General features: G+C 64.8%; 19 protein-coding genes and 1 pseudogene. 10 read left to right on the top strand and 10 right to left on the bottom strand.

Annotated features, from left to right (window positions below; genetic code table 11):
* The first annotated feature begins 6 nt into the window (after window positions 1-6).
* The 4 genes from ABZ293_RS18305 (at window position 7) to ABZ293_RS18290 (ending at window position 3,167) form a co-directional block, all read left to right on the top strand.
* Entirely contained in the window at window positions 7-735 is a 729-nt protein-coding gene (locus tag ABZ293_RS18305; RefSeq protein ID WP_355181979.1) for an IclR family transcriptional regulator C-terminal domain-containing protein, read from the top strand.
* A gap of 73 nt (window positions 736-808) precedes the next feature.
* Window positions 809-985: a hypothetical protein gene (locus ABZ293_RS18300; RefSeq protein WP_355182305.1), complete on the top strand. Its 177-nt coding sequence runs from the start codon at window positions 809-811 to the stop codon at window positions 983-985.
* 104 nt (window positions 986-1,089) lie between these two features.
* On the top strand, window positions 1,090-2,274 hold the full coding sequence (locus ABZ293_RS18295; RefSeq protein WP_355181977.1) for an FAD-dependent oxidoreductase: 1,185 nt from the start codon (window positions 1,090-1,092) through the stop codon (window positions 2,272-2,274).
* Window positions 2,271-3,167, top strand: coding sequence for an RNA polymerase sigma-70 factor (locus ABZ293_RS18290; RefSeq protein WP_355181975.1), 897 nt, complete (start codon window positions 2,271-2,273; stop codon window positions 3,165-3,167). Before ABZ293_RS18295 ends, ABZ293_RS18290 begins: the two co-directional genes overlap by 4 nt.
* 54 nt (window positions 3,168-3,221) lie before the next feature.
* On the opposite strand, the gene ABZ293_RS18285 is transcribed toward ABZ293_RS18290, so the two are convergent.
* A complete protein-coding gene (locus ABZ293_RS18285; RefSeq protein ID WP_355181973.1) occupies window positions 3,222-3,896 on the bottom strand; it encodes a TetR/AcrR family transcriptional regulator in 675 nt (224 codons plus the stop codon).
* 76 nt (window positions 3,897-3,972) lie between these two features.
* Between ABZ293_RS18285 and ABZ293_RS18280 the strand changes: the two genes are divergently transcribed.
* Window positions 3,973-4,668 carry an SDR family NAD(P)-dependent oxidoreductase gene (locus ABZ293_RS18280; RefSeq protein WP_355181971.1) on the top strand — a complete coding sequence of 232 codons (696 nt, stop codon included), beginning with the start codon at window positions 3,973-3,975 and terminating at the stop codon, window positions 4,666-4,668.
* Between the two features lie 82 nt (window positions 4,669-4,750).
* On the opposite strand, the gene ABZ293_RS18275 is transcribed toward ABZ293_RS18280, so the two are convergent.
* A complete protein-coding gene (locus ABZ293_RS18275) occupies window positions 4,751-6,028 on the bottom strand; it encodes a GNAT family N-acetyltransferase (RefSeq protein WP_355182303.1) in 1,278 nt (425 codons plus the stop codon).
* Between the two features lie 369 nt (window positions 6,029-6,397).
* Between ABZ293_RS18275 and ABZ293_RS18270 the strand changes: the two genes are divergently transcribed.
* Window positions 6,398-7,330 carry a LysR family transcriptional regulator gene (locus ABZ293_RS18270; RefSeq protein WP_355181969.1) on the top strand — a complete coding sequence of 311 codons (933 nt, stop codon included), beginning with the start codon at window positions 6,398-6,400 and terminating at the stop codon, window positions 7,328-7,330.
* 180 nt (window positions 7,331-7,510) lie between these two features.
* Here the strand turns inward: ABZ293_RS18270 and ABZ293_RS18265 are convergent, their stop codons facing one another.
* From ABZ293_RS18265 to ABZ293_RS18245, 5 genes are all read right to left on the bottom strand, one after another.
* Window positions 7,511-8,134, bottom strand: a complete 624-nt coding sequence (locus tag ABZ293_RS18265; protein ID WP_355181967.1) for a TetR/AcrR family transcriptional regulator — start codon at window positions 8,132-8,134, stop codon at window positions 7,511-7,513.
* Between the two features lie 149 nt (window positions 8,135-8,283).
* A complete protein-coding gene (locus ABZ293_RS18260; protein ID WP_355181965.1) occupies window positions 8,284-9,894 on the bottom strand; it encodes a GMC family oxidoreductase N-terminal domain-containing protein in 1,611 nt (536 codons plus the stop codon).
* 485 nt (window positions 9,895-10,379) lie between these two features.
* A complete protein-coding gene (locus ABZ293_RS18255; protein ID WP_355181963.1) occupies window positions 10,380-11,318 on the bottom strand; it encodes a dihydrodipicolinate synthase family protein in 939 nt (312 codons plus the stop codon).
* A gap of 31 nt (window positions 11,319-11,349) precedes the next feature.
* Window positions 11,350-11,514, bottom strand: coding sequence for a hypothetical protein (locus tag ABZ293_RS18250; protein WP_355181961.1), 165 nt, complete (start codon window positions 11,512-11,514; stop codon window positions 11,350-11,352).
* Entirely contained in the window at window positions 11,511-12,248 is a 738-nt protein-coding gene (locus ABZ293_RS18245) for an SDR family oxidoreductase (RefSeq protein ID WP_355181959.1), read from the bottom strand. Before ABZ293_RS18245 ends, ABZ293_RS18250 begins: the two co-directional genes overlap by 4 nt.
* A gap of 572 nt (window positions 12,249-12,820) precedes the next feature.
* Here ABZ293_RS18245 and ABZ293_RS18240 point away from each other — a divergent pair.
* The gene (locus tag ABZ293_RS18240; RefSeq protein ID WP_355181957.1) at window positions 12,821-13,516 is read left to right on the top strand and encodes a GntR family transcriptional regulator; all 696 of its coding nucleotides are present in this window, start codon (window positions 12,821-12,823) and stop codon (window positions 13,514-13,516) included.
* A gap of 168 nt (window positions 13,517-13,684) precedes the next feature.
* Here the strand turns inward: ABZ293_RS18240 and ABZ293_RS18235 are convergent, their stop codons facing one another.
* Genes ABZ293_RS18235 through ABZ293_RS18225 form a run of 3 tightly spaced genes read right to left on the bottom strand, consistent with a single transcriptional unit; the run spans window position 13,685 to window position 15,969 of the window.
* The gene (locus tag ABZ293_RS18235; protein WP_355181955.1) at window positions 13,685-14,896 is read right to left on the bottom strand and encodes a pyridoxal phosphate-dependent aminotransferase; all 1,212 of its coding nucleotides are present in this window, start codon (window positions 14,894-14,896) and stop codon (window positions 13,685-13,687) included.
* 38 nt (window positions 14,897-14,934) lie between these two features.
* Window positions 14,935-15,717, bottom strand: a complete 783-nt coding sequence (locus ABZ293_RS18230; RefSeq protein ID WP_355181953.1) for an SDR family oxidoreductase — start codon at window positions 15,715-15,717, stop codon at window positions 14,935-14,937.
* Window positions 15,718-15,771: 54 nt separating this feature from the next.
* Window positions 15,772-15,969 (bottom strand): hypothetical protein, encoded by a 198-nt coding sequence (locus tag ABZ293_RS18225; protein ID WP_355181951.1) that lies wholly within the window; start codon window positions 15,967-15,969, stop codon window positions 15,772-15,774.
* Window positions 15,970-16,430: 461 nt separating this feature from the next.
* Between ABZ293_RS18225 and ABZ293_RS18220 the strand changes: the two genes are divergently transcribed.
* From ABZ293_RS18220 to ABZ293_RS18210, 3 genes and pseudogenes are all read left to right on the top strand, one after another.
* Window positions 16,431-17,510, top strand: a complete 1,080-nt coding sequence (locus tag ABZ293_RS18220; protein ID WP_355181949.1) for a CHAP domain-containing protein — start codon at window positions 16,431-16,433, stop codon at window positions 17,508-17,510.
* 285 nt (window positions 17,511-17,795) lie between these two features.
* Window positions 17,796-18,113: a GYD domain-containing protein gene (locus ABZ293_RS18215; protein WP_355181947.1), complete on the top strand. Its 318-nt coding sequence runs from the start codon at window positions 17,796-17,798 to the stop codon at window positions 18,111-18,113.
* Window positions 18,114-18,467: 354 nt separating this feature from the next.
* A pseudogene (locus tag ABZ293_RS18210) lies at window positions 18,468-18,619 on the top strand (L-asparagine permease); the annotation flags it as partial.

The raw sequence follows: 18,619 nt of genomic DNA, 5'->3' as shown, positions 1-18,619 counted from the left end.
CGGCGCATGAAAGACTCCCGGCGAACGAATACCGTAACCAACTCGATCGCAATACTGGAGGCCGTCGCCGACTGCGGAGCCGGTGTGACCGCCAAGGAAATTGCCGAGCGCCTCGGCATGGCCCCGGCGACGACCTACCGGTTGCTCAATTCGCTGGTGGCCGATGAGTACCTGGTTCGTACTGCAGATCTGCGTGGTTTCGCTCTCGGCGCGCGCCTGCGCGGGCTCGCTACCGCCATCAACGTCCCGGTGGTGCCCACCGCAGCGCGCACGCTGCTCGACGAATTCCGAGACTCGACCCGATTCGCGGTGCACCTCATGAACTTCAGACCCGCCGCCGTCCAAGTAATCAGCGAAGACCCGGACCACCCCATTCCGGGTGCACGTGAGTTGGCACGGCACCTACACGCCTCCGCCGCGGGCAAGCTGCTGCTGTCCTCCCGCACGGAGTGGCGGACCATGGTCGCCACCCCGGTGCGGATTGCCGCACGCACCAAGGTCGACCACGGTGCGCTCGCCCGTGATCTGCAGCTCATCCGAGAGAGCGGATATGCCACAGCCATCGACGAACTCATTCCCGGCATCGCCTGCCTCGCGCTGCCGATCTACAAACCCTCCGGCACGCTGACCGGAGCGCTGTGCCTGAGCGGGCCGAGCAATCGCCTCACCGTGCTGGAAACCCATCGTGATTCAGCGCGCGACTGTGCCGCTCGGCTCGGCCCACTGCTCTACTGAGCGGACCATGCGGGTTATGCGTTGACCGAGCCCGCACGGCGATGCTCGCCCGCGGCGACCCGCGAATCTTCGGATTCCGCCAGATGGTCCCGGGAGATGCCTGGCGACTTCTGTCTTTCGGCATCCCGAATCCGAACGCGCTGCCAGACACCAACTTCGGCGACGGCTGACAGCGATCGGCTGCGGTAGTGACTTCCCGGTGGTAGTCGGTGACCGACGGTCGGGCGACCCGGCGATCAGTGTCGCGTAGAGCGAGAAGGCGCATCGGGTGCTCGGCTGGAAGCCGCTCGAGTGGAGTGATGCACGTCACGTCGGATCGTGTCATGTTTCAGCGATCCGCGGTGTCTTGAGGGCATGACTGAGCACAACACACGCCACAAGGTCGTCGTTATCGGCGGCGGTTATGCCGGAACACTCGCAGCCAACCATCTGCGGTTGCGCACCGATGTCGATATCACGCTGGTCAATCCCCGCCCGAAGTTCGTCGATCGAATCCGGTTGCACCAGTTCGTATCCGGCACCGGCGATGCGACAATTGACTATGGCACGCTGCTCGGCGAGGGCATCGAGTTGGTTGTCGACAGCGCCACGCGCATAGACACCGCCACCCGTACGGTGCGGCTGACGTCGGGTCGTGTGCTCGACTACGACCATGTCATCTACGCGGTCGGCAGCACCGCAGCGATACCGTCTGTGTCCGGCGCGGCCGAGTTCGCTTTCCCCATCGCCGAATTCGAGTCCGCACAGCGGCTGCGCGCCGATCTGGCAGAGTTGCCCCTCGATGCGTCGCTCACCGTGGTCGGCGGCGGACCAACCGGCATCGAAACGGCCGCCGAACTTGCCGAACAAGGACGCACGGTCACGCTGGTATGCGGCGGAACCCTGATGCCGTCATTGAGTGCGCCGGGTCGCCGGTACGTCGCCAAGTGGCTGTCCAGGCACGGTGTCACCGTGCTCGAAGCCGACGTGGTGACCGAGGTCCGGCCGGATGCGGTCGTCTTCGCCGACGGAGCGGTGCGTCCGAGCGCACTCACCATCTGGACGGCCGGTTTCGGCGTGCCGGAGCTGGCGGCCGCAAGCGGGTTGCAGACCGACGCACTCGGCCGACTGCTCACCGACGAGACGCTGACCAGTATCGACGACGACCGCATCGTCGCGACCGGCGACGCCGCCGCACCGTCGGGCCAGCCGCTTCGGATGAGTTCCCAGGCTGCGGGGGCGCTCGGGGCGCAGGCTGCCAACACAGTGCTGAGCCACATTGCGGGGACCGAACCCGCGGTGATCAACTTGGCCGTCATGGGGACGTGTATCAGCCTCGGCCGGCGCGTCGGCATCCGACAGCTCGCCCGCAAAGACGACACCTCGGTGAACCTCTACATCGGCGGCCGCATGGGCGCGAGGATCAAGGAGGTGACCTGCCGGATCGGGGTAGGGAAGATCCGCCGCGAGGCCCGCAAGCCGGGTTCCCTGATCTGGCCCAAGGGTGGCCCGCGGCCCGAGCAGCCGGCCGCCGCTGCGCCGGTGGTCGCCTCCTCGTGACAACCGACGAGCATGCCGAGCGGTTCACCGTGCTGCGGCCGTTGCTGTTCACGATCGCCTACGAAATCCTCGGCGCGGCAACCGAATCCGACGACGTGCTGCAGGACAGCTATCTGCGGTGGGCCGAGGTGGACCTCGCGACGGTGCGGGACACCAAGTCGTATCTGGCACGGCTGGTGACCCGTCAGGCGCTCAACGCCTTGCGCGCCAGCGCGCGCCGACGTGAGGACTACATCGGCCCGTGGCTGCCCGAGCCGCTGCTGCTCGACGAGCACGACGCGTCGGCAGACGTCGTGCTCGCCGAGTCGGTGTCGATGGCGATGCTCGTGCTGCTCGAAACACTGTCCCCCGACGAGCGCGCGGTGTTCGTGCTGCGCGAAGTATTCGGATTCGATTACCACGACATCGCCGCAGCGGTGGGCAAATCCGTGATGACGGTGCGCCAGGTGGCGCACCGCGCCCGTGCGCACGTGCAGGCGCGGCGTAAACGCTTCGAGCCCGTCGACGCGGCGCAGATCACGCAGATCACCGAGCAGTTCATGACAGCGGCGGCCACCGGTGATACCGAGGGGCTGCTCTCGCTCCTCGCCCCGGACGCCACCTGGACCGCCGACAGCGGCGGCAAGGCCATCGCGGCGCGCCGGCCGATGGTGGGCGCGGAGAAGGTGGCCCGATGCCTCGTGGACCTGTTCCACAGCGCGAGGAGGACGCCGAACCTACGAATCGAGACGGTCAACTACAACAACGCCCCCGCGATGGTCGTCTACAGCGACGACCGCCTCGAAGGGGTCTTCCTGATCGAGATCGCCGACAGCAAGATCACCAACTTCTACGCCATCCGCAACCCGGACAAACTCGTCGCGGTGGCGGTTCCGCGTCAGATCAGCCGGTAGGGAGCAGACAAGCCGCTGCCGCGTGTCGTACGTCTCGACATCGGGCCAGTTTGGTCACCTGGCGCCTTCTGTTGGCGCGTTCATCTGCGGTGATTCGCTGTTCGGCTCGGCGAGCTGCTGAGCGGACACTCGAGTTCCGCGGGGCCTGAGCAGGTTCTCGACGAGGGTGTCCACCAGTTCACGCGGGATGCTCGACCCCGTCAGGGTGCAATAGACGATCGGACCGACAAGAGCGTCGATCGTGGCGTCGGGGCCGAGGCAGGGCGAGATCTCGCCGGCGTCGATTCCGCGCGTGAGCATGTCGCGCTCCTGGTCACGGCGTGGACCGAGATAGCGCTTATGCAAGCTTTCGGCCGTGTCGGGATCATGCTGCGCCTGGGCGATGAGGGCGAGCAGGACCTTGCCGGCGGGGTCTTGGGCAAGAAATCGCGCGAAGCGGCGCAGGTAGCCACGGATGCTTTCGGCCGTGGGCTCTTCCGTCGGGACGGCAAGGTGTTTGTTGCTGTCTTCGATGAGCGTATCGAGCAGGATCTCGACCTTGGAGGGCCACCAGCGGTAGATCGTCTGCTTTGCGACGCCGGCGCGACGCGCGATCGCCTCGATGGTGAGAGCGCCGAATCCGTGCTCGACCAGCAGATCGTCGGCGGCATGAAGCACAGCCAGGCGCGCGGCCTCATCGCGTCGAGGGCCGGAATGCGCCCTGCGGGGCTGGGAGTTCGCGGCGGGCATGCGAGACACCATACTCATCCGTGCTGTCGGGATGTAGTCTAGTCGCAACGTTGCGTCTAGACTAATAGGAGTGAATGTGTCCACCACGTCCGACCGCCGAGCTCTCATCATCGGTGCCTCTCGCGGGCTGGGGCTCGTCCTGGCCAACGAGCTCGCTCGACGCGGCTGGCGAGTCATCGCCACGACGCGCCGCGGCGGCGGCGAGCTGCAGGCGAATGCCGATGCCTCGCAGGGACGGCTAGAGGTCGAATCGTTGGAGATGACAAGCTCCGTTCAGCTGGCCGAGCTGTCCGAGCGCCTGGCCGGCCGTCGGTTCGATCTGCTTTTCGTCAACGCTGCGATCGACCGAGGCAATCTGCCGATCAGCGAGGTCTCGACCGACATGTTCACCGAGGTGATGACCACCAATGCGTTGAGCCCGCTGCGCACCCTCGAGGCCCTGCGCGGACTCGTCGCGCCCGGCGGGACCGTCGCGGTTATGTCCTCTGAGCAGGGCAGCATCTCGCGAAACACCGAGGACGGCTTTGAGCTATACAAGGCCAGCAAGGCCGCGCTCAACCAGCTGATGCGCAGTTACGCCACCCGCCATGCCGACGACGGACAGACCAAGCTGCTCATCGACCCCGGCCACAATCGGACCCGGCTCGGCGGACCCGACGCGCCCCTCACACCCCGCGAGAGCATCCCCGCCGTCGCTGACGTCATCGAAGCGCAGGCCGGCGCCCCCGGCCTGCAGTTCCTCGATCGCCACGGGGAGACAGTCCCGTGGTAGAACTCCCGGCGCCCCGACCTGCCGGACCGTCGCCTGCTCATCGGCGTTGGATGACCGCGAGCATGAACTGAGGCGGCGGGTCTCAGAGTCTGGTGTAGTTCGCTTGGTCGTGTTCGAACGCCGTCAGGATGTCCGGTGTCAAGGTCAGGCGGGTGTTGGCAGTGGCGGTGAGGTAGTCCGCGAGATTGGCGGGTTCGTTCGTCTTCTCGCGCATCGCGCGTTCGAACGCCGATTGCGCACCGGCACGGGCGGCGTATTCGATGTCGGCGGGGGTGAAGTGGGCGGTAGCGCGCACCAGATGGTCGAGGTCGATGTGTTCGGCGACGGGGCCGAGGTAGCGCCGCCAGATCGCCTCGCGGGCGGGTTCGTCGGGTGGACCGACCGGTATCACGTAGTCGAAGCGGCCCGGCCGCAGGAACGCCGAGTCCAGCGAACGAACCGAGTTGGTGGCGCAGATCAGCAGGCGGCTGTAATCCTCCCGGAATGCCGGAATCAGCTTGAGCAGCTCGTTCGTTACTCCGTGTGCCGCGCTGGTCGCCGTCCCCTCGCGGGCGCCCGCGATCTCCTCCACCTCGTCGATGAACAATAGAAGTTCGTCGAGTTCGGCCAAGTCCGCGAACACCTCACGCAAGGACGCCGCGAGCCCGCCGCTTGCCGTCGCGGCCAACCGAGACGGGAACAACTCGACGAACGGCCACCCCAGTCTCGAGGCGACCGCTTTCGCGAAACTGGTCTTTCCGGTGCCCGGCGGACCGAACAGAATCACGCTCTTGGGCGGCCGAACCCGATAGCGCTCGGCGACATCCGGGTTCGCCAACGGCAACACGATCCGTCGTTCGATGATTTCTTTCTCCCGGTCCATCCCTCCCATCGACTGCCACAACCCGGGTGGCAGCAGCCGCCCACCCAACTCGGTCAGCAAAGATGACTGCGCGGGCGCCAACGGCTCCAGCAGTTCGTAGTAGACCAAACCCGTCCTGCGCAGATATCCGGAATTCTCGAACGCGACCGACCCGGTGGCATCCTGCGGGAGGAGCGTGCAGATCCGCCGCACGCCATTCGACCGCAGCCGCCGCTCCAGTTCGGTAAGCAGCGCACTACCGATACCGCGCCGCCGCCACTGCGTACCCAGCGCCACCAACAGGACCCAGGCACGCTCGTTCTGGATCTGGGCGACCGCCATTCCGACGATTTCTTCGCTGACCTCGGCCACCACAGCTGGCTGCCCTGCTCGCGCGGACGCCAGCACCTCCGCCAACGCGAACACCGGCTCCTCGCCGATCGCCCGGCTCTGTTCCCAGATCTCGATTGCCTGATCCAGATCATCGTCGCGGAATTCACGCAGTCGCCATACCGGCATACGCACCTCGAACTGCCATTGGAGGGTGGGCCAACTGAGACGCTCTTTCAGTAAACACCCACCGCGGGTGTGAGCAAGCCGGGTCGCAAACCTCGGGCAAATGCAGATCGGCGAGACGGAAGTCCGCACCACCGGTTGACTGGGCTGCGGTTGGCGGATCGCGCCGACGGCGGGATCCGGCGGCCGGACCGCATGGTGCGTTCCTTCGAGGGGTGGTTTTGTCAGAGGTATTGCGGCACAAGGCGCCATGACCGATGTTGTGGAACGACCTGACCGATGTTGTGGAACGACCTGACCGATGTTTTGGAACGATCAGCTCCCTATAGTTGATTCCTTCGAGGAATCGGCCATTGGCGTGTGGAGTGCGGTGTGGAGCTGCGGGACATCGAGATCTTCTTGACGTTGGCCGAGGAGCTGCATTTTCGCCGTACCGCGGAACGCCTGCACATCACCCAGGCTCGGGTCAGCCAGTCGATCAAGAAGCAGGAGCGCCGTATCGGCGGGCTGCTGTTCGACCGTTCGACGCGAGCTGTGCGGCTCACGCCGCTCGGCGAACAACTGCATCGGGAGCTCCGAGCCGGATACCGGCAGATCATGGATGGTGTCGAGAGCGTGTCCGCCGTAGCGCGCGGTATAGCGGGTGTGCTGACGGTGGGCTGTATGGGCCCACATCCATCGGTGCTGGTCGACGCCATCGAGCTATTTCAAGCCCGGCATGTGTCGGTCGAGCTGAACCATCGTGAGATCCAGCCGCCGGCGCCACTGGAACTGCTGCGGTCCGGCGAGGTAGACGTCGCGCTGGTGTGGATGCCGGTGCGTGAGCCCGACCTTACGGTCGGGCCGGTCACCCATACCTCGTCAATGGTGCTGATGGTCGATGTCGGTCACCGGTATGCCGCGCGTGAGTCGATCTGTCTGGAAGACCTCGGCGAGTGCGTCATCGTGGCGGGCCGGTCGATTCCGCCCTATATGGAGGAAGCGCTCAACCCTTTCCACACGCCAACGGGTAGACCGATTGCGCGCGGACCCGCGATCTCTACGTGGCATGAGCTTCTCAATATGGTGGCCACCGGACGGGGCGTTTCCGCCGTCGCCGCAGAGGCCGCGCTCTTCTACCCGTGGCCGGGCCTGGCATTCGTTCCGATTCGCGACGCACCGATCTGCCGGTGGGCGCTGGTGTGGCGCACGGCCGCCGAAAGCCCACTGATCCGGGCCTTTTCCCAAGCGGTAGCCGACACCGGCGATCTTGCGCGACACGATGTTTGGGCGCGCACCGGATCGCCGACAACCGCGGAGCAATAGGCCCGCACCGGATTTCGTCCCCGGATCCGGCTACTTCGGGGCGTTGCAGCTGGCTCGGATGTACGTTTCATGCAGGGACAACCCCGCACCAGTGCCACATGCCGACGTGCACGGGCGGCGGTGTCGTGTCATCGGGTGATGTCGCAGGTCCGGTTCGGCGTGCATTCGCCCTCGAGCTGGTCAGTCGTGGGTGGCGTCGGTTGCATCTGGTTCAGCAAGAGCGACGAACATCGTCATGACGAGGTTGACCACGTCGCGAGGAGTGAGGTTCTGTTCGCCGTCGATCCATATGGTGAGCCATTCGTCGGCGGCAGCGACCATGCCGACCGACAGCAACAGCTGGTCTTTTGCTGAGCGAGTTTTCGATGGTGGTAGCAAGCTGGCGACTAGTTCGGCGAGTTTGTGTAGCCCGTCCTGTCGGCGCCTTCGTGAGACCGGGCCGCCGGCGGCAGCTTCCCGCAATTTGATTCGAGCTCGTCCCGGATCCCCTTCCAGGGATCGAACCAGCGCGGCGATCATCGCGCGGGCTCCTCCGTCCGATGAACCACTCTCGGCGTCGATTGCGGCACGGCACGCGGTGATCTCTTCTTCGATGAGTTGGGAATACACGGCGGCCAACAGTGAGTCGAGGTCGGGAAAGCTCTCAGCAAAGTAGCGGTCTCGCAGCTCGGCTCGGCGAAGCACCGCGCGGATCGATGTCCCGGCATAGCCGTGTTCGCCGAACAGCTCGAAACCGGCGTCGATCAAGCGTTGGCGCCGCTCGGCGGTGCGCTCGGCCGCGGTTTTCCCGTCGTAGTCTCTCATCGGTGTCTCCATATTCACTCGGCATGATGTGCGGAGCCGCGAAGCTACGGCTGATGACGTGTCCGCCGACGTTGGTTACATCATTTGAAAAGTAGCGGCACTCACCATCTGATGGCAGTTGCATCAGATGGTGAGTGGACTCGAGCTTGTCACGCTGCCTTGGCTGTCGTGATGAGATCTGCCGCCTTGGCGCCGATGAGGATGCTCGGCGCGTTCGTGTGGCCTCGGATGATGGTCGGCATGACGGAAGCGTCGGCGACGCGCAGTCCCCGCACCCCGCGAACTTCCAATTCCGGTGTGACCACACTGTCGGCATCGCTGCCCATCCGACAGGTGCCCACGGGGTGGTAGATGCTGTGGGATTCGCTCTCGAGTGAGCGTTCGAGGGTGGCTTCGCTGGTGTCGGTGGCACCGACCGGGCGCGCCATCGTGCCGAGCACGCTGCTCAATGCCGGTGCGTGGGCGATCCTCGCACAGATCCGCAGACCTTCCATCATTGCGGCGCGGTCAGCTCCGTCACTGTCGGACAAATACTGGGGATCGATGATCGGTTTTGCTTTCGGGTCCGACGAGGCCAAGGTGATGTGCCCGGTGCTGTGTGGTTTGACGAGAATCGATCCGAGGGACACCGCGTCGTGTCCATACGGTTCACCGAGTCCGGCGTCAAAAAAGGGGCCGGGCCCGAAGAACAGCTCCAGGTCGGGCAGCCTCAGGCGTGGGTCGCTGCGTACGAATCCGTAGGCCTCGGGAGCCGGAGAAGTGAGCATGCCGCGGCGTCGGATCAGATAATCAGCGATGTGCAACGGTCGTCCGGCCCGGACCAACGTCGGCTCGTTCACGTCGAATCCGAGCACCGACACCAAGTGATCGCAGAGGTTTCGGCCTACTTGCGGAGCGTGGTGCAGTGTGTCGATGCCAAGGCGCGCCAGCTGGCGATGATCCCCGATACCGGAAAGCATCAGCAGCTGCGGCGAATTCACCGCGCCCGCCGACAGGATCACTTCGCGGCTGACGCGAATGAATTGGATTCGGCCGTCTTTTTCGAACTCCACGCCAACGGCCTGTTTGTCGACGAACCTCACGCGGGTGACCGTGGCGTCGGTAATGAGGGTGACGTTTTCCCGTCGCATGGCGGGTCGCAGGTAGGCATCAGCCGTGCTCCATCGGGCGCCTCGATGCTGGGTAACGACCGTTTGGGTGAACCCGCTCGGCTGAGGAAGGTTGGCGCGTTCGGTCGAATAGCCCGACTGTCGAGCCGCCTGTAGCCAGGCCGCAGTGAGACGATTAGGGCTGCGCTGATGTGAGACGTGCATCCGCCCGCCGACACCCTCATCGGGTTCGCGCGCTGCCTGTACGTCCTCGATTGCGCGGAAGTATCCGACGATATTGTTGAACGACCACTGCTCACCAGCATGTTGCGCCCATTCGTCGTAGTCGGCCGCAAACCCGCGCACCCACATCATCGCGTTCGTCGAAGACGAGCCGCCCAGGGTTTTACCGCGCGGCCAATGGATCCGTCGCCCGTCCAACTCGGACTGCGGCTCGGTCGAATAGTTCCAATCGACGTCACTGCGGAACAGCTGTAACCAGGTGACCGGCATGTGAATACGCCGGTCGGTGTCTTTTCCACCGGCCTCCAACACCACGACCCGATTGCGGGAGTTGGCGCTGAGCCGTTCTGTGATGATCGAGCCGGCCGATCCGGTACCGACGACAACATAGTCGGCGACGATCGAGGTTTCGGCATGCTGGTCGTTCATGTCATTTCACTCCTTCGTTGCTGGTGGAAGTGGTCGCGCATCATGCACCGGCCATACGACGCCGTTGTCCTTCCCGATGCGGGTCGGGCGCGTCTCCACTCGTGCCGCTGTAAACACCTCCGACCGGGTGGAGCCCAGCCCGGCGACGTTGTGACCCGCCGGTCCTGGGGCCGTCGACATAGACGCCTGTGGGTTCATGCAGTCAGCCTACGTCTATCTGAGAGCAGATACAATCAGATGACAGGTGCTCCCACATCGAATTCGCGGGGCGCAGGGGATCTGCGAGTCGATCTCGGCGGCCACGATCCGGCGCTGGCTGGCCCGCGATGCCCTCGCACCGTGGCAGCGCCGGTCATGGATTTCCCACCGCGACCCGTAATTCGCGGCCAAAGCCGTCGTCATCCTCGGCGGCTGTTGGAGTCGCGGGCTGCCGGATCGGCGACGCGTCGGATCGAACCGCTGCCCGCGGAACGAGGCTCCGACGCTCAGCCGAGCTGCGCGCGGCCGTCGTAGCGAGCTGTCCTGGCGAGCAGGTAGTCGACTTCGGCCCGGGCTCGGTCGCTGAGCGCTGTGGACGGGCGGCGTTGTGCGGCGCTGGCGAGAATGCCGCGCCGCGCCAGGACATACTTGCGCACGGCGAGCCCAACGCCGGGCTGTTGCTCGTAGCGGATCAGCGGCAGGTGGGCGTCGAACAGATCGTGTGCGGCGTCGCGGTCTCCCGCGGCAGTCAGTCGCACGACGTCGACGAGGAGCTCCGGAAAGCAATAGCCGGTCATGGCGCCGTCGGCGCCGCGTTCGGTTTCGAAATCCAGGAACAGCCCGCCATTGCCGCACAGGATGGAAATATGTGGCATCGATCCGTCTGCCTCGAAGCCGCGCAATGCCGTGATCTTCTCGAGGCCCGGCCAGTCCTCGTGTTTCAGCATCACGCAGCTCGGGTGGTCGGCGACGATGCGCCGGATCACGGCGGGGGCCATCTGAACCGAGAAGGTGAGTGGGTAGTCCTGGATGACGAACGGCACGTCGGCGCCGATCGCTTCGACCGTGTTGGCGTAGTAGTTGACGATCTGGTCGTCGGTCCGCAGCGACGGGGGTGGCGCGACCATGACGCCAGCGGCTCCCGCGTCCATCGCTGCCGAACTCACCGAGCGCATCGACGCGAATCCCGGTGCCGAGACTCCGACCACGACCGGAAACTGCGCCCGTTTCACCACGCGGCGCACAATCCCCAGGGCTTCGTCTTGATCCAGCTTGGGGGCCTCGCCGAGCTGGCCGAGGATCGTGGTTCCGTTCGCGCCGATTTCGGCATAGAAGTCGATCAGGCGGTCCAGCGAGGTTTCGTCGACCGCGCCGTCGTCGGTGAAGGGGGTGGGAGCGATGGTGTAGACACCGCTGGCTTCCCGGGGCAACGTTGTTTTCGTCATTTGATCTGTACTTTCTGCAAGGAGTGCGTGGTCAGCAGTCGGCCGAGTGCGGTGTCGATGCCTCGACCGCGAGAGCCTCGATTCCTTCGGTGAGGACGGTACGGAGCAGTTCGAGAACAACCGCGTCGCCCGGCTTGCCTCCGGCCAACGCGCCGAAGGTCTGCGATGAACCGTGTGACCTGATCAGATACGTCACCGCAGATACGAAGCACCGTTCACATCGAGAACGGCGCCCGAACTCCATGCCGCCTCCGGTGTGGCGAGATAGCGCACGGCTGCGGCGATCTCGGCAGGTTCGGCTACCCGGTGGAAGGGGCTTTGTGCGCGCACCTCGTCGGTGACCCGATCCGCGACCCGTTCGGTGGCGACGAACCCTGGTGCAACGGAGGCCACCACAATCCCGTAGGGCGCCAATGATATTGCCAGCGATTGCCCCATTGCCTGCACCGCGGACTTAGTCGCGCCATAGGCGGGATGGTCGGGTTCGCCGCGAAACGCGCCGCGCGAGCCCACATTGACGATGCGTCCGGAGATGCCGCGCTCGATCATGTGCCGCGCCACCCCGTAGGAGACGTTGGCGGTGCCGAGCAGATTGACGTCCACCGTCCGGCGCCAAACCTGCTGCCACTGTTCATAATCGGTCGACGGCAGCGGATGCGGCAGATTGACCGCCGCGTTGTTGACCAAGACGTCGATCCCTCCGAGCCCAGCCACGGACGCGTCGACGATCGCCGCGGCATCCGCCGCATTCGCGATATCTCCGCAGACCAGGACATGCCCGTCGCCGGGCAGCCCGCGCAGCGTCGCCTCCGCATCGGAGCGACGCGACGAGTAATGCACCGCAACCCGATCACCGACCTCCGCGAACGCAGCCGCCACGGCTCGCCCGATTCCTCGAGATGCACCGGTTACCAATACACCGCGGCTCACTCACCAACTCCATTCATTCTTCTCGCCGGTGTACGCCAATAGCGGCGTACCGTCGCCCGGCAGACCAGTCGGATACCCGCAACAAGCGCTGCCAATATATCGTATATCAATCCAGGAGCGTCGGAGACATATGAAAGGAAGCGCCAGTTCACCGCACTGAAGAGACTCTGATCGAGTAGCTCGAGAAGATCGCAAGGGTGCTGTCCATCCAACAATGGAATATGACATCCCGACGCAGCATGCCTAGCGCCGCATCCCGCTGGCTCCTGCCCTATCCAGCCCCAGGGGCCTGGGTCTGTCGAACGTCGCCGAATGGTGGTCGCGCAGGGCCGTATCGACCGCCATACGACTGCGCTCGGCGAGCAGTCGGAGTGGGTAGCGCAGCGATTTATCTGGACGGGCAGTAGCGAAACCGGGCACCGGAATGCGTAGTCCGACCGGCGCTACCAACGGCACGGCACTCCCATACGCCGCGGCGGACCGACCTGCCGTGACAGCAGGTGCCGCGCGTCTGCCCTGAACGGCGCACGCCATCTTGGTTTGCGGTCGATATCTCAGATACCATCGCGGCAATGAACGCATCGCCGCTCCCCTATATTGATCGGCCGGAAAACCTGACCGATCGGGTACTTCACGCGATTCGGGACAGCATCGTCAGCGGGGCGTTGGCCGCCGGAAGCCGGGTCAGCGAGGCGCAGGTGGCGTCGATGCTGAATGTCAGCAAGACGCCCGTCCGCGAGGCGTTGCTCCGACTGCGGCATGTCGGTCTCGTCGAACCGTGTGAGCGTGGGCTGCGAGTTGTCCGCCCGTCGATCCGAGGCATTCGCGATGCCTATGAGTTCCGCGCTGGGATCGAACGCAGTTCGAGCTTCTACGCCGCCAATCGCGCGGATGCGGAGGCGCGGGAACAGTTCGTGATGCTGGCACACAAGTCCGTGAAGGCCGCCGAGGCGCACGATGCCGCGACCTTCCGCGGCCACGACCGGTCGTTTCATCGCGCCATCGCGCAGGCGAGCGGGAATTCGGTGCTCGCCGAGGCCGTCGACGATTCACTCGTATTGACCTCGGTTCTCCGAGAGCGCGACGTTCCGCCCTCGCAGGACTCGATCAACTGCGCCCATGAGCACGTCGCAATTGCCCAGGCGATTCTCGCCGGGCAGGCCGAGAAGGCGGGGGAGCTGATGTCGGAGCACGTGTTGCATGTGATGGCGATCGTGCTCGCCGCGCGGCCGGTGGCAGACGACGGTCAGCCGGAGCTCAACCCCTGAGCATCAGCCGCAGCGCGAACAGCACAGGCCGGCGGCGAATCCGGCATGTGCTGTTCGGTTGCCAATCCAGTGCCCCGGATAGAGACGGTTATCTTTTCGGCTGGGGCGGATCACCGAGCGTCGGCTATGTTGCGGCCGGAAGAAGAGCTATGTGGTCGGCTTCTCGGCTCAACCTGACCGACTGCCGCTGCGGTCGGCCATCGCGGTGATGACTCGGGTCAAACCTTCGCGGAGGTCTTCGATGCCGCAGGCGTAGGAGATTCGTAGTGCGTGCTTGCCGCTGGCCGCCCCGAAAGCGGTACCGGGCACGACCGCAACGCGGTGTTCTTCGAGCAGCTCCCAGGCGATCTCGTCGGATGGCCCGAGCTGTTCGGGGTAGGAGAGGTACAGGTAGAACGTCCCGTGCGGCTGACCGGGTGACAGCAGATTCTGTTGCGTGAGCAGATCTAGCGCCGCACTGCGACGGCGCTCGAATTCCTGGCGCATCGCTTCTCGATCGGCGTCGGCTTCCTCGAGTGCGGCGGCGGCGCCGAGCTGGGCGAACGTTGTCGGGCAGATGGTGGTGAACTGGCGGATCCGCAATGCAGGTCGGATCAGTTCCGGCGGCCCCGCCAGCCACCCCAGACGCCAGCCGTCCATGGCATAGGCCTTGGCGAACCCGCCGACGACGAATGTGCGGTGCCGCAGGTCGCCGATCGATGCGGGGGAGACGTGCCGACGGCCCGCATAGACGAGCTCGCCGTAGATCTCATCCGACAGCAGCAGGGCGCGCGTACTGTGCAGAACTTCGCCGATCCGCGCCAACCGCTCCGGATCCGTCACGGCGCCGGTCGGGTTGTGCGGCGTGCACCACACCACCATGCGGGTCCGCGGGGTGATAACGGATGCCAGCTCATCGGGGTCCACCTGATAGCCGTTCTCCGCACGCAGTGGCAGCAATACCGGGGTGGCCCCGGCCAACCGCACGCAGGCTACATAGGCCGACCATGCAGGAACCGGAACTACGACCTCGTCGCCTGGCCCGCAGAACGCCATCATGGCGAGGAAGACCGCCTCGTTGGCGCCGATGGTCACCAGCAGCTCGTCCTCCGGGCGGTAGCACAGACCGTGTCGGCGGCCGAGATACCGTGACAGCGCCTCGCGGAGCTCCAGCAGTCCGGAGTTGGGGCCATAGTGGACCTTGCCATCCGCGATCGCTTGGATCGCGTGCTGCTTTGCGACGTCGGGTGTATCGAAGTCCGGGCGTCCGATTTCCAAGTGGATGACGCGTTCCCCGGTGCGTTCCAATTCGTTGGCACGATCGAAGATCGCGCGAATCGAAGAGGGGGTGATCTCGGCGAGTCGTGCCGCTGGCCGGTCGAGATCGAGTGCGGCGTTCATTCGGTTGACGGTTCCTTTCGATGCAGCACCGTTGCGATTCACACGGAAGCGATCAGGCCGCCGTCGACGCGAATCATGCTGCCGGTGATGTAGCTGGCCCGTTGGCTGGCCAGGAAGGCAACCAAGTCCGCGTACTCCGACGGGCGACCGTAGCGGCCGACAGGGATCGAGGCGACACTCTCGGCCGCGACGTCTTCGACCGACCGGCCCTCGCGAGTGGCCTTGGCCCGGTCGAGTTGGGTGATTCGGGCAGTCGCGATCCGGCCCGGAATGATGATGTTGCTCGTGATGCCGTACGGGCCGACCTCACGCGCCAGGGTTTTGTTCCAGCCCACCAATGTGGAGCGAAGCGCGTTCGAAAGTCCGAGGTTGGGGATCGGGGCGACGACGCCGCTGGACGTACTGGTGATGATGCGACCCCAGCCACGTTCACGCATACCCGGTACGACGGCGTCGACGATCCCGATGACCGAGAGCACCATCGCTTCGAAGTGCTCCGACCAGGCCGACCGGCTCTGGCCGGAGATCGGGGTCGGCGGCGGGCCGCCGGTCATATTGACAACAATGTCGATCGGTCCGAGCTTGTCCTCGACAGCGGCGATGTTGTCCGGGATGGAATCGAGATCGCTCAGGTCCCACTGAACGGCTGCGGTATCGGTTTGCGGGCCGACTCGCTCAGTCGCCGCGTCCAACGCCTCCTTGTTGATGTCGGCGAGGCCGATCTTGGCGCCTTCGGTAGCGAGCACGTCGGCGATCGCGCTGCCGAGTCCGCCGCCAGCGCCGAACACCAGCGCCACCTTGTCCTGAAGTTCGAGATCCACCAATTGCTCCTGGAAGTTGAGAGATCGTGAATATGTCCCGGACTGCGGCTCCGGTCATACCTCTGCTGTGACCGTCGTGTTCAGATGGCCGACCCCGGGTATGACGGCCTCGGCCGCATCCTCGCCCGTGGCGGCGATCGCACCGGGCGTGCCGGTGGAGATGAGCGCGATGTCCGCCATCGCGGCCACGCCGTCGTCGGTGACGACTGCGGCGTGCACTCGCCCATCTCGCACGATGCTGGCCAATCGCATGGATGTCCTCTTGTCGCGCCGGAGTGGATACAGCAGCAGCGGCTGTTCGAGATATCGTATCTCATTTCCGATTGGGTGCAAGCGAGTAGGATGCTGCGCTGAACAGCAACTTCTCTTACGTTTGATCAGTATCTGCCGCTACAATGTGAGATACGATATATTGCCTGCAACATTGCTGATCACAACCGGGTCTTCAGCGAACTGATCTTTCGTCGGTCCCCGGTGGTCGACTCGGTGCCCATTCGTCCGGAACCCAGGCCTCGTTGCGTCGCGCCGAGGCGCGCAATGACACCCGATCGATGCCGCCCGACGAAGCCATCGGTAGCGAGTGAGGGTGGTGACCGAGACTGTCCCCAATTCTGGGAATGGGTAATACTCGAATCGCGTATGTCCCTGGCGCGTAGAGGATTACGGATGATGCTGTTCGTGAGTCCACAGCTGAGTGGCGATCGGGGTCTGCGATGAGCCCGACCGTTGATCACTATCGGATCATCCCGTCGCTGACCGTTCCCGGCTACGCATCGGACACACTCAAGGGCATCGTCAATGCCACCCATGCGGCGGTTCAGGCCAATGTCGACAGGCTGGGCGCGGGCACGCCGTCCAGGGCTCCGAAATTCGTGAAATTGCTACAGGACAAGAACCTCATCGATGATAAGAACCAGTCGATCGCGACGACCAACCACAACGAAACCGTCGCCGCGCTGAGAGACATCGAAGCCTCGATGGAAGAGAACGACGAAGGCGTCGACAGCTCGACCTATGGAACCTACTCGGTGGCGGGCGACGCATACGACGACATCGAGAAAGCGGTCAAGCAACTCCAAGGCGCCATCGACGACGCAGCGAAGGCGCCGGGACCGAGCACCGATCGGATTACGGGCAATCAGTACTGGCCGGAATCGGTGGAGGGCCCACTGCGGACCGCATGCGCCTCCGCCGCTGCAACGGTGGAGCAGCGGATGCGCGACGCCGCGACCGATATCCAGCGGCATGCCGACCACATCAACTACTACGCACCCGAAAATCCGACGAGCGGCTACTACGGCGGGACGACAAGGGCGTTGACAACCGCGTGGTCGGGTCACAGCTATGTGCCGCCCGCCGATGCCAGCACCATCGAGAAGATCAAGGGATTCGCCGAGAACGAACTCGGCGTCGCCGAAATCGGAACCAACCACGTGAACCGGCCGTACAACATCGATGACGCATGGTGTGCGTCCTTCGCCACCTGGGTCTGGAAACAGTCCGGCATCAACGTGGACTGGAGCAATAAGAACTACGTGCCCAGCGTCTGGTCCGACGCCGTGGGCAAAGGCTGGGCCGACAGCAGCATGGCGAATGCCCGCCCCGGCGACCTCGTCGTCTTCGCTGGCCAAAATCACATCGGCGTGGTGGTGGCCCGCAATGGCAACAGCATCACCACCATCGAAGGCAACTCCGGCGACGCCGTGCGCCAGCACACCTACGACATCTCCAGCGGAAGATTCACCGGCGTCGTGCACCCGCCTGCCGGTTCGAAGACCGCGGTCGCCGTGTAACCGGTAGACGCCGGAGCCGGTCTCACTCCCTCGCATCGGGCGGGCGGCAAGCGGTTCGCCGAGGCGGGCGCGTTTGCATAGGGAAGGCCGTTTGGACGAATCATGATCCACTTGGTGAGCCGCTGCGGTGCGCACGACTTGTCCGCATGAATGTCAGTTGCGGCATCGCCACTGTTACGTTGCTGCATCATTGCTGGGACGCTGTTCCTCGGTTGCCGCCCGGCGGTCGGCGAGACCGTAGGGTCGTCTCGCCGAGATCGTTCTGCGAGAAGGAGGCGACTGGACATGTCGAAGTACCTGTGGCGGGTCGGCTACTCACCGGAGGGGGCGCGCGGTTTGCTCGCGCAGGGCGGCAGCGCACGCCGAGCGGCCATCACCGAAATGGTCGAGAGTGTGGGCGGCCATGTGGACGTCTGTTATTTCGCTTTCGGTGAGGATGACCTGTTCGTAATCGGTGATGTCCCGGACGAGGTTTCGGCCGCGGCACTCGCCATCCGCACCGCTGCTTCCGGTGCGGCGATATCGCACACCGTGGCGCTGCTGACCCCTGAGCAGGTCGACGAAGCCGTCACTCGGGAAGTCACGTATCGGCCGCCTGTCTAGGCTCGGCTTTCGCGCCCGGCGCATCCGGCGCCGGGCTGTGCCGGCCGAGGCGAAGCAAGCCGGTGTCATTGACAACGAAATACTTTGATGCCCAACGGATTTAGGTGTGGTCCGGGTCTTGGGCAGCTTTCGTGTCGGCATGGCGATGGTTGCGCTGCTGGCCGCCCGCAGCCCTATTCGCGTTGCGCGGCCAGCGTTTTGGCTGGGCCGCTGACGTCGGCGGCAAAGCCGCGCCAGTCTCTGTGCCTGGGAAATGGGGTCTCACCTGGGCGAATTCACACCTCTATTGATCGTGCCAATATTCGACGGTACATTGATTAACGATTTATTCCCGTCACCGGAGGAGACCAACCGATGGCGACAGTTCGTCCCGATCCCGAGTTGTCTACGCCCGCGGACGCGCTGCACGTCGAGGATGCGGGCTATCACAAGGCGTTGCGCCCGCGCCAGCTGCAGATGATCGCGATCGGCGGCGCGATCGGAACCGGACTGTTCCTGGGTGCGGG

The sequence above is a fragment of the Nocardia sp. NPDC005998 genome, from assembly GCF_040614395.1.
Taxonomy (GTDB): domain Bacteria; phylum Actinomycetota; class Actinomycetes; order Mycobacteriales; family Mycobacteriaceae; genus Nocardia.
Note: the sequence above shows the minus strand (reverse complement) of the source record. Positions and strands in the feature narration are given on the sequence as shown.